This is a genomic window from Pantoea sp. NGS-ED-1003 (assembly GCF_000738765.1).
GTDB classification, from domain to species: Bacteria; Pseudomonadota; Gammaproteobacteria; order Enterobacterales; family Enterobacteriaceae; genus Pantoea; species Pantoea septica.
In genome coordinates this window covers 1-10,066 of the sequence record NZ_JPQA01000019.1, presented here as the reverse complement: position 1 = coordinate 10,066, position 10,066 = coordinate 1, and the positions used below count along the sequence as shown (strand labels likewise).

Sequence of the window (10,066 nt, the reverse complement as noted above, 5' to 3'; positions counted from 1 at the left end):
AGTGCTTTTGCCGTTACGCACCACCCCGTCAGTAGCTGAACAGGAGGGACAGCTGATAGAAACAGAAGCCACTGGAGCACCTCAAAAACACCATCATACACTAAATCAGTAAGTTGGCAGCATCACCTGATTACCGCCCTGATTTTCACATTAAAGATACCGATATATATATTGAACATTACGGAACTGACCGGGACGGAAAAACCCGGCCGGATATTGATGCCAGTAATTACGGTGAAATTATAGAGAAAAAGCGTGCACTTCATGCGGAGTGTGGAACTACGTTAATCGAAACATTTCATTATGAATGGCAGGAGAAAAAATTACTGTCGGCGTTTAAGGCCAGACTAGCCGCGGCAGGGGTCAGTTTCGACCCTATGAGTCCCCAAGAAATTTTTGAGAAATTGAATCAACAGCAGGAGTTAGGAAGCTGGGCTGAACTGATGACGAAAGCTCTCCAGTCAATCCGTGTCGAAAGATTAGATAAAAAAGGGATATTTGCGCGTTTTACCGCGGCAAAAATTTTTAATGCAGAGAAATATTCCAATCTACTGGATGAGTTGCACAGTGGCTACATTGATGAACTCAAACGTCAGAATACTATTGATTTTGATGACATGATCATCCGTGCCATAGATGTCATTAACACTGGAGCATATGTTCCGCAATGGAAATATGTTCTGCTTGATGAGTTTCAGGATATTTCTGCGGCCCGAATGGAGTTCATTCAGGGCATTTTAGCAAAAGGGCCCGCACCCTCCCTGACGATTGTCGGTGATGACTGGCAATCTATTTATCGGTTTTCAGGCGGTAAACTGGAGTTGACTACTCGCTTTGAGGATCTTGTTGGTCATTGCACGGTGACTAAACTTCAGAAAACTTTCAGGTATAACAATAGCATTGCCAAAACTGCCGGGACTTTCATTATGCAAAATCCCGAGCAGTATAAAAAGGAGATTGATACTCATCACAAGGTTGAGGAGCCTCAGGTTTATCTTCTTGATGATAAAATTGGTGTTCAGAGGAGTTTGTGCGACAAAGCGCTGGAGGTGGTTAAGAAAATAAGGCAGCACGAGCCCACCGCATCGATAGCTATTATCGCTCGCTATAATTACCTGTTAGCAGAAGCCAAACAATCTGTGTGGGGCGCTGAATTTAAGAAAAACGTATTTTTCTGGAGTTTTCATAAGTCGAAGGGACTGGAAGCAGACTATTGTATTTTGATTGGCTTTTCTCAGGGCAAGACAGGTTTTCCTAACGAAAACAGAGATGATGCTGTCATCGAAGCTCTGTTACCCTCTCTGGACACTTTCCCGCACTCTGAAGAGCGACGCCTCCTGTACGTGGGTATCACGCGTGCAAGGCACAAGTGCTACATCATTGCCGATCCCACTGCACCATCTGATTTTGTTACCGAGCTTCTTACACCTAAATACGATTTGCAAATCGCCTCTGATACCTTTAAAGAGCGGTATCGCAAAATGTTTAAGTGCCCTCACTGCGAATCAGGCTACCTTCGTTTGGTAAAGGGCAAGTTTGGAGATTTTTACAGTTGCAGTACTGGACTGGGTTGCACTGTAGGGAAGGCGAGGGTATGTGAAAAATGCGCTGCTCCTTCATTCGACATGCGAAGTCACAGCCAATGCAATAATCCTGCATGTGATAACAAAATGAAAATCTGTGAAAAATGCGGCAGGCCAATGAAATTAAGACAGGGTAAGTTTGGCGAGTTCTGGGGGTGCAGCGGCTACGGAATTAAAGGCGACCAATGTACTCATACGTCAAAATGAGACCTGATATGAGCACACGTATGAGATGTCATTTGATTGACTAATATCAGGGCCTCGGCAATACATGCAGGGGAAAGCCAGACTCGCTACCACCGTGTTTGACAACAACTGAGCCGGGACGCTCTGGTCCGTTGACGACCTGAGGCCATATGCCCGTCAACTCAGCCTTTTCAAGCTCATGCCATCGGCAACCACCATTCATATTGTCAGGCTCCGGAAAATGCTCCTCAGCGTGAGGGGGAGCAATGGTGTGGGGATGAGATCTGATTGCCAGATAAGGGGCTTTTCCTGCGTTTAGCGTTTTCATTGTGCCTCTCTACTATTGCGTTAATGATCCGTAGCTAACAGCCGATACTCATTTCGCTGTGCGTGTTAAAGCCTGATGTGTGCTCATGCAAGATGATGCCATAGAAATTTTTTACCGATATGGATTTCAAACTTATGAAACGTGCAATTTTATTAACCCTGCTAGCTTTGCCCATTACAGACGTAGCTGCAGCCACTCAACTGATAGTCTGTGAACCTGCCTCAAAAAATGACAGGGCAGCCACTGGTATCTGGCCTGTTCCCTATCTGACGCAAAATAAGCTCTGCTTCAATATGAAAGCTCAGACAGGGAATACGTGCGTAAAAAATGGACTGACAACCACATGGTTTACTGAGGCGGTCATCGTCACCGTCGATGGAGAATCGATGGGTAGGGATGATACCTGGTTCAGAGTTGCCAGGCCGACTGTGAATGAAAGAGAAATTGAATACACCATTGAGGCGTCCAGAGATAAAAAACAATGGATCAGCATGTCCAGGGTCTCAATTAACCGCATCTCCGGTCAGGCGGTAGACTGGTTGATCCGTGAACACGGCGGTACGTCATATAATTGCCATCTTGAAGGGAAGAAGCTCTGACGGGATTGATGATTTAACGCTGATCACTCTATTCAGATTGCAGAGGTTGTGAGTAGCGCCGTCAGGTTGCACGGTTTTTAGATAACGCTATTACAGCGTTTTGGAAGTGATTTCTGAAGACTGTTCTTGCTGGTTAGCGGCGAAGCGCCGCTAACTTAATTACTTGACGATTACTGTGTTAATTGTCAGAGTCAGGTTCAAAGCTGTTTATAAACTGACCGATGCTGTTCTTATACAGTTTAAAGGTCATATTCAGCTTATCTCCGTCAGAAAACTCATAGGTTCCGTGGCAGGCCAGCTTGTTTATATCCCCTATGATTTTTTTTTGGTCATATACATCAATAACCGTTGGAGCATCTGAGTTACTCTTAATATCATTGTAAGTCTCGAGCAGCAGGCCTCTCATTTTCGCATCGTTGCAGTCAACATTTGAAAAGTCGCGGTCGGGATCGGCCGAGGCCGTGTTTGCAAATAGAGAAGTAAGTAATGATGCAGCAATGGCAATTTTAGCTATGCGAAATTTAATCATTTTATTTCCATATGATGATGTTTTCTGAAACGGTAAGCAGCTAGGACAGTATCTCAGTTGGATAAGGTTAAGGTTTTGCGTCAGGATACCGTGACGACCTTAAGAATAACCCTGCAACTGGATGGTGCCAGCGCGGCACAGGCCACCAGCTTGCAGGGCAATGCCTGTCTGAGTAAACCTGATTACTGGTTTCTGATGAAGTCGGTTCTCGATGCGGTCATCTGTGCCTGGCAGTCGACCATTTTTTTCACCTCGTAATCACTACCCTGCATTGAGACCTTGCCACACATCGCGTCTTTAGTTTTGATCCACTGTCGCTGAGAAGGCAGTAATTCCTTTTTCTTAACAGGCGTTAACGCTCCCCAGGCAGTATTGAGGTCAGAGTCAGCATTCGCAAATGCAATCCGGGACTGCGCAAGGCTGTCAGAGTTCTGCTGCTGAGGCTGCTGATTGGTAGATTGTAGAGACTGCTGCTGGACCTGTTGCTGCGCTTTCTCTTGTGCCTGAAGCTGCGCCTGTCTCTGAATTTGCTGTTCAGCCTCATACTGCGCCTGTTTCTGGGCTTGCAGCTGAGCCTGCTGCTGGATCTCAATCTGACGCTGCTGGGCGTCTTTAGCCTGCTGAACTTTCTGCTGTTCAACGATAGGGTTGATGATGGAGAGTGCTGTTATCAGACTTGCGCCCGCGGAGACAGGGTTATCCATCTGGGCCTTAACGAACACGTTTTTCTGATCGTCAGTTGCCTGCGCTGTATAGCTGATACGCTTAGAGAAAATGTTCGCGTTATTTTCTAGCGACAGGCCTTCAAGCTGCTTGTCCAGATTGCGGTTGAAGTTCGTGCGATACGCTTCAGTGAGCTGCGCATATTCATCTGCGGGAAGCGTCATGGAAACCGTGGCTTCACAGGTTTTCATAGTGCTGCCTGTGTCACTGGAAGTCGTAGATATCTCAGAAAGCGCTAGTTTAATTTTGTCGAGGGCACTTCTTTTCGTCTGACTAGTAACGTCCTGATATTTGTCGACCTGTTCGGACAGACCTTCATAAGCCGCCTTTTTGATCAAATCCAGAAAAGCAGATTTGGTAATGTCAGAAGAGCAGCCAATCACTTCTTTATTGTTGTCACAACCTGAAAGAGCAACGGCAAGTAACAGAGCGGCGTATTTGAGTCGCATGAGTTCCCTTTAGAGTATTTATTCTGATTTTGACGGCGGCGGGGGAGCCGGTGATTAAGGTTTCTTCTGCTGAGGATCTATACCCTGTGAAACTCACCTGCCTAAGCAATGCATATATCGGCACTTACATTGAAAACTTTAAAATTACCTCCGCAGGTGCCTAATCGAGCACAGGCCAATTCAGGCTTTTCAGAAACCCGGGAAGATTGTTGGATGGAATTGGCAGATAGTAGGTGTTTTTGCTGAACGGTACGTGTGAAAACACGTCACAGTGGGAGGCAGACAGCGAGTGAACACTGTATCACGGCATGCACCACTTCAGCAGAGATGTTGCTGCGATGACGGCCAGGTTGAATCTCAAAGGACAGCGCCGGGGCCGATGAAAGATATACCCCATTCGCTAAGGCTTTCATATTTTGAGTCTTAACTGCATGCCAGCCATTCGTTCGTTATGAACAAAATTTTCTGCACAACATTCCATCCAGCCTGCACTGTCTGAGCAGTGCATTACTTAACATCCCTTTTTTCTCCTCCCGTTGTTTAAGCCAATTCAGTCGTAAAAGCGCTGGTGGTCTTAATCTCTTACCTCGGGCTCGATACACACGTGGCGGTTGACAACTCATGGCCCCCATCGGCTCCCCGGCGTTGCCGGGTCGTCGAGTCCCACTGAGCTAACCGGCAGAGCCGGTTAGCTCCGCCAAACCGCCAGAAGCGGCGTTGTGGTCGGGTGTGTGGATGCTCATCTCCGGCGCGGTGGTCATGTTGCGGTACGTCCCACGCGGCGGGCGAATCCAGGCACCACCATTCATCAGATACAAGGGTGAAATGCACGCCTGCGGCGCCCTTGTATCTGCTGCCTGCCGTTGCTTCTCAGCCCTTTGCCGCGAGGAACTAACCGAAACATGAATTAATCACCTGACAGGAGAACCAGCATGCACACACAAAACGTCAACGTCGCCGCTTCAGAATCTCCCAAAACATGGGGTAACGGCCCGAAAATCTGCGTCAGCGCAAACGATCTGCGCACGCGCTGGCACGTCACAGGCAAAAACGGCGAAAAGGTCACGCCGTCAGAGGGGAAGCACTTCCCGGCGCGAAACGGCAGCTATGGCACGGACGTGCTGCTGCTTGATGAAACTGATGTCAGCGCGCTGATGGCTGCCGGACATACCGCGCTGCCGTGTGTGGCGAGTTCAGGCGGAGGCATGACGGCGCTGTACGACCTGGGCGAAAACGCAGCTGGGCGATTCATCATTGTCAGCCGTGGCCAGATTTTTTACCGCTCAGCTTCCTGGCAGGAGGCTCGCCGGGAATATATGCGTCGTGCCTCTGCGGTGAGGGCTGAAGAGGCAAAAGCATTTTTTGACCGCTTGCACGAAGCGCGTGACGCAGGGCTGGATTATTACCTGGCCAGTGACGTCGCACGCGGCGTTATCTCGCTGGAAAACGCGCTCAATCCGGTGCCAAAAAATCAGGTAACTGCCGGTGCCGGTGATACCACCCTGAACGAGATCCCGTTCTGAAAACGTTGCGCGGCCTGGAAGGGCGGGCCGCTTTTTCGTCTCAACTGATTTAAGGAAAACTGAAATGAAAATGCACAATGCGCAGGCAGTGGTTATCGGTCAGGTTGTCAGCACAGTTCTTTACAATCGCGGGCGGGGTGTCGTGTTCGCCGTTCACGGCGAGCAAAAACCGGCATCAGTCGGGTCGCTTTCAGGCTGCGTATCTTATGGCGGTAATGCCACGTTTGATATTGCGTTTGAGAGCGGCGGAATATCTCGCGGGCTGCCGGAAAGTATCCTGCACGGAAAACAGTGGAGCATATTTCCGGAAATAAAAAGCGGTGAAGAAACGGCGCGCATTGTAAAACATGCCGAGTCGGAAGAACGCCGCAGGCAGCAGGAGAAAGAGGAGGAAGAGCGTCTTTATGCAGCTGAATGCGAGCGTTTAAAAACGGCACCGGAATATGCCGTGCTTTCGCAGGATAAAAACGGAGCCGTGCAGGTGACGTCTAATATTCGTAAGGAGCTGAAGGCCAGATTTTCGGGGGTTAAATTTTCCGTTCGCAAGCGCAGTTATGACAGCGTAAGTGTTAACTGGATTGACGGGCCGACAGAGGAAGAAGTAAAAGCCGTAACCGACAAGTACAAAGACAGTTATTTTGACGGTATGCAGGATATGTCCGTTTCCTGTGCTTCTCCCTTTAATCGCATTTATGGGGGCGTGGGCTACGTTTTTACCGATCGGGATTATTCGGATGAGATGAAGGGAAAGGCGGTGGACATGATCGCTAAAAAATATGGCAGCAGTCTGGAAGGTGAAGAAATAACGCTGGCGCGATTTAACACCGGCGAGCTATACAGGGTCGGGCGCGATTACTTCTGGCACAATCAGGGCGTGCAGGGTGAGATAAACCGAAAGCTTGCGGAAATAAAATAAAAGACAGGGGGCCGCAGGGCTCCTTTTTTTGGCCGGATTTTATCCGTGACCGGTATTGAACCGGTGACGGATAAATGTAATCCACCGCAGTGTTTGTACATGCGGTGCTTACGAAAAAAAAGAGAAGTTACTTCTGTTACCCGTTCCCGGCATGGATCCGGGGCGGGTAATTCTGCGCGTAAGCTTCGTTGCCGTCTTTAAACAAATACAGCGCAGAGAGATAAAGCTGGGCTGCGCGCTTCGTCAGTATGAAAAGCCGTTCAGCCGCTGAATGCCTTGCGCGGAATTTTACCTGACTTGATGGCCTTGTAATGTTTATCAATCAGCATCGCATAGTTATAGCGGTTCGTTACGGTAACCGGCAGGTTTTTCATTCCCGCGTTGTACATTCCCACCGCCAGCCACGTTGTGCCGTACTGATTGAAATTGCGGCGCAGCAGCATGGCACCAATATAAATGTTCAGGCACGGCTCGCTGAGCAGCTTTTCTTTGCTGAGGCCTGGGTACTCTTTCTGTAAGCGGCGCATTGTGACCGAATTAATCTGCATGAGCCCGTAGTCACTGCTGCCGGGTTTTCCATCTTTGGTCCGGTTGGTATTTACAGCTGCCGGATTGTAGCGTGACTCCTGCCAGGCGATAGCGCGCAGATAGTCGGGGTCGATGGAATACCATTCACCAGCTTTAATAAAACAGTCCGCATTCACGCTGGCGGAGAAAATGCCTGTCGCCAGCAGGGCTGCAGCGTGAGTAAATAAACACATTGCGGCTCCTGATTTGAAAAGTTCGGGGGAGGTGTCAGGTTCAATAATATCATAAGAGTTAGGTTTTTACACACCACTCGCAAATTTCTTTTTGCTGGTTAATATATTATAAATCAGCAACTTAGCTTTAAACCGTAGAAAATTTAATCTTATGCTGACTTACCAGAAGGTAACCCAGTGGAATCCTGAAAGTTTTTTCTTGGTTACCATATGGTTTGTTATAGGTTTATCAGTAGTTTATAATGGATTTCTAACTATTGGTTTCCATATGGTTACTCAGTTTTAAGCCTGATGTTACCTGATGGTTACCATAAAAGATGAGTCTGCACCCTTCCAGATTGTCTGGTCCGATGTGATGCTTACATATATTAGTTAAAACGAGTGTGAGAAAAAAATATGAATGATGAAAATGCAGCTAAGCGTAACCGGGTTAACCTTACCATCCCTTTTTCACTGCTGGAAAAGATTGATGCACACGTCGAAAAAAACTGGAAGACGGCGAATCCCGTGATACAGCTAACAGATCAGCGTTCGTAATGGAAATGTTCAAACTCGGTTTACGGGTGCATGAAAACAAACTTAACAAGGATGCATCTGAAAAAACGCTCGATCAAAAGCTGGAACTCATTGCTAAAAATGCGCTGATGAATGGGTTCATTATCGACGCAATTTTCGGCATCATGAAAGAAACGGTTGATACTTCTAAAGTCGTCAGGAACGAAATGCTTCTTGATCCAGACTGGCCTAAAGAGATGAAGGAAAGAGTTGCCGGTAAATTACTGGAGTACTTTAAATAATTAATGCCAGCCTGATCTATCTGCGAATACATCAGGCTTCTTATTCAGGAGTCACCCTTCTCGTCTTTTCCATTGTCATCCTGCCTCAGTGCATCGGTCTCTCTTTTCAGCGCGTCACGAATATAACGGCGTAGCGTCAGTGCATTAATTCCGTATTGTGTATAAACCTGCTTTCTTGTATGGCCGTCTCGTAAGACAGCATTAACTGCCTGATCGCGGTCGCGTTTAGACAGTACGTTACGGTTATCATACTTGACGCGCTTTTCCTTAATTTCAGGAGAGTCTTTCTTTTTGCTCCATGCGCGTTTAACCGTTGCAACCGTCACACCCAGTATATCGGCGGTTTGCTGTAGCGTTTTACCCTGCACGCGCAATCGTACCGCATAGTCTTTTAATTCTTCAGATATAACCCTGTAATCTTCATGCGTGCCAACGTACTTAATAAGCGTGTCGTTCGTGATGCTGTATTCAGTCAGAATATGCTTTCTGAGTATGCCCTGGCTTAACTTTACTTTTATCGCCTCAACATCTTCTGGTGTCAGTTTTCTCTCATGCTCCCGAGGGATGATTTTCTGTCCGTCACGATCGGCTATTTTTTTAACGGCGTGATAGATGACTGCGCGAGATACTCCGCAGGCCTGCTCAATTTCTTCTATCGTCATTTTTGGCTCGGCATGATACATGCGTGAAATCAGCTCCCACTGCTTCCAGCGGTAATCCATTGCAGAGCTTCCCTTGCGCTTTTTTATCAGCTTGTAGACGTAAGATTCAGAGCAGCCCTGTTCTTCACATATATCCCTGACGCGCCAGCCCAGCATTACACGCTCTATCACTTTATCTGCATCGGGCCCGTTTTTTTCTTCCAACACCTTTTTTGGTGGATTTGCTTTTTTAGCGGATGTTGTGGATTTTGTACCGACCGGGGCGGTTTTGATTTTTGAGTGAGTTATTTCCCCGGGCTCAGTAAATATTGCCTTTTCGAGACTGTTCTTTATTTTTCTGGCGTGCCACAGGTTCACGCCGGGACGGGGGAGGGGGACCAGGAAATCCGCATTAACCATTATCCATGCAGCCGGGTCGGCTACGTCTGAATATTGTCTCAACTGTGTGAGTGACCGTTCGGCCGCCGCCTGCAGCTGCCTGGCCGGGACGCGATTTTTAATAAAAGCGAGCAGTGGAATGGTTACGAGCTGGCAGGCATAAAAGCGGGTTTCTCTGAAGCTAACCTCAAACCAGCCCGGATTACGCATGTAATGAAGGAGGGCCTCGTTAAGCAACTCAGATAAGACAACCTCATGCTTTATCCTAAAAACCTCGGATGAAAAGCCCGCCGGATCGGCAATCAGAACAACCAAATCGGCAGCATTAGCCATCATTTTTCTTTTCCAGTCAGTCTGTTAGTGAGATGAGCGAAAATACTAACCATAACGGGTAATGGTCCCAACTTATTGATAGTGTTTTATGTTCAGATAATGCCCGATGACTTTATCATGCAGCTCCACCGATTTTGAGAACGACAGCGACTTCCTTCCCAGCCTTGCCAGATGCTGCCTCAGATTCAGGTTATGCCGCTCAATTCGCTGCGTATATCGCTTGCTGATTACGTGCAGCTTTCCCTTCAGGCGGGATTCATACAGCGGCCAGCCATCCGTCATCCATATCACCACGTCAA

The 10,066-nt window shown here is 47.8% G+C and carries 12 protein-coding genes; 6 read left to right on the top strand and 6 right to left on the bottom strand.

The features are described 5' to 3' along the window. A partial coding sequence (locus JS46_RS23725; RefSeq protein ID WP_001568368.1) for an IS1 family transposase occupies window positions 1-72 on the bottom strand: 72 nt, incomplete at its 3' end. A 41-nt stretch (window positions 73-113) separates the two neighbouring features. On the opposite strand from JS46_RS23725, the gene JS46_RS22185 reads away from it, so the two are divergent. Then, window positions 114-1,790 carry a UvrD-helicase domain-containing protein gene (locus JS46_RS22185; RefSeq protein ID WP_051905672.1) on the top strand — a complete coding sequence of 559 codons (1,677 nt, stop codon included), beginning with the start codon at window positions 114-116 and terminating at the stop codon, window positions 1,788-1,790. 441 nt (window positions 1,791-2,231) lie between these two features. Beyond that, window positions 2,232-2,696, top strand: a complete 465-nt coding sequence (locus JS46_RS22180) for a hypothetical protein (RefSeq protein ID WP_033755915.1) — start codon at window positions 2,232-2,234, stop codon at window positions 2,694-2,696. Window positions 2,697-2,874: 178 nt separating this feature from the next. On the opposite strand, the gene JS46_RS22175 is transcribed toward JS46_RS22180, so the two are convergent. Together JS46_RS22175 and JS46_RS22170 are read right to left on the bottom strand one after the other, a co-directional pair. Continuing rightward, a complete protein-coding gene (locus JS46_RS22175; protein ID WP_033755913.1) occupies window positions 2,875-3,225 on the bottom strand; it encodes a hypothetical protein in 351 nt (116 codons plus the stop codon). Window positions 3,226-3,407: 182 nt separating this feature from the next. Further along, window positions 3,408-4,397, bottom strand: a complete 990-nt coding sequence (locus JS46_RS22170; protein WP_033755911.1) for a lysozyme inhibitor LprI family protein — start codon at window positions 4,395-4,397, stop codon at window positions 3,408-3,410. A 932-nt stretch (window positions 4,398-5,329) separates the two neighbouring features. Here JS46_RS22170 and JS46_RS22165 point away from each other — a divergent pair. Both JS46_RS22165 and JS46_RS22160 read left to right on the top strand, forming a co-directional pair. Continuing rightward, on the top strand, window positions 5,330-5,920 hold the full coding sequence (locus tag JS46_RS22165; RefSeq protein WP_033755909.1) for a hypothetical protein: 591 nt from the start codon (window positions 5,330-5,332) through the stop codon (window positions 5,918-5,920). Between the two features lie 64 nt (window positions 5,921-5,984). After that, on the top strand, window positions 5,985-6,836 hold the full coding sequence (locus JS46_RS22160; protein WP_033755907.1) for an LPD29 domain-containing protein: 852 nt from the start codon (window positions 5,985-5,987) through the stop codon (window positions 6,834-6,836). A gap of 260 nt (window positions 6,837-7,096) precedes the next feature. Here JS46_RS22160 and JS46_RS22155 read toward each other — a convergent pair whose 3' ends face one another. Beyond that, a complete protein-coding gene (locus JS46_RS22155; protein ID WP_051905671.1) occupies window positions 7,097-7,597 on the bottom strand; it encodes a lytic transglycosylase domain-containing protein in 501 nt (166 codons plus the stop codon). Window positions 7,598-7,993: 396 nt separating this feature from the next. On the opposite strand from JS46_RS22155, the gene JS46_RS24400 reads away from it, so the two are divergent. Beyond that, a complete protein-coding gene (locus JS46_RS24400; protein WP_160173339.1) occupies window positions 7,994-8,134 on the top strand; it encodes a hypothetical protein in 141 nt (46 codons plus the stop codon). After that, window positions 8,134-8,394, top strand: coding sequence for a hypothetical protein (locus tag JS46_RS22150; protein ID WP_072010478.1), 261 nt, complete (start codon window positions 8,134-8,136; stop codon window positions 8,392-8,394). Before JS46_RS24400 ends, JS46_RS22150 begins: the two co-directional genes overlap by 1 nt. A gap of 44 nt (window positions 8,395-8,438) precedes the next feature. Here the strand turns inward: JS46_RS22150 and JS46_RS22145 are convergent, their stop codons facing one another. Together JS46_RS22145 and JS46_RS22140 are read right to left on the bottom strand one after the other, a co-directional pair. Continuing rightward, a complete protein-coding gene (locus JS46_RS22145; protein ID WP_033755903.1) occupies window positions 8,439-9,770 on the bottom strand; it encodes a helix-turn-helix domain-containing protein in 1,332 nt (443 codons plus the stop codon). A gap of 69 nt (window positions 9,771-9,839) precedes the next feature. Continuing rightward, on the bottom strand, window positions 9,840-10,066 hold a 227-nt coding region (locus JS46_RS22140; RefSeq protein ID WP_001642742.1), incomplete at its 5' end, for an IS1 family transposase.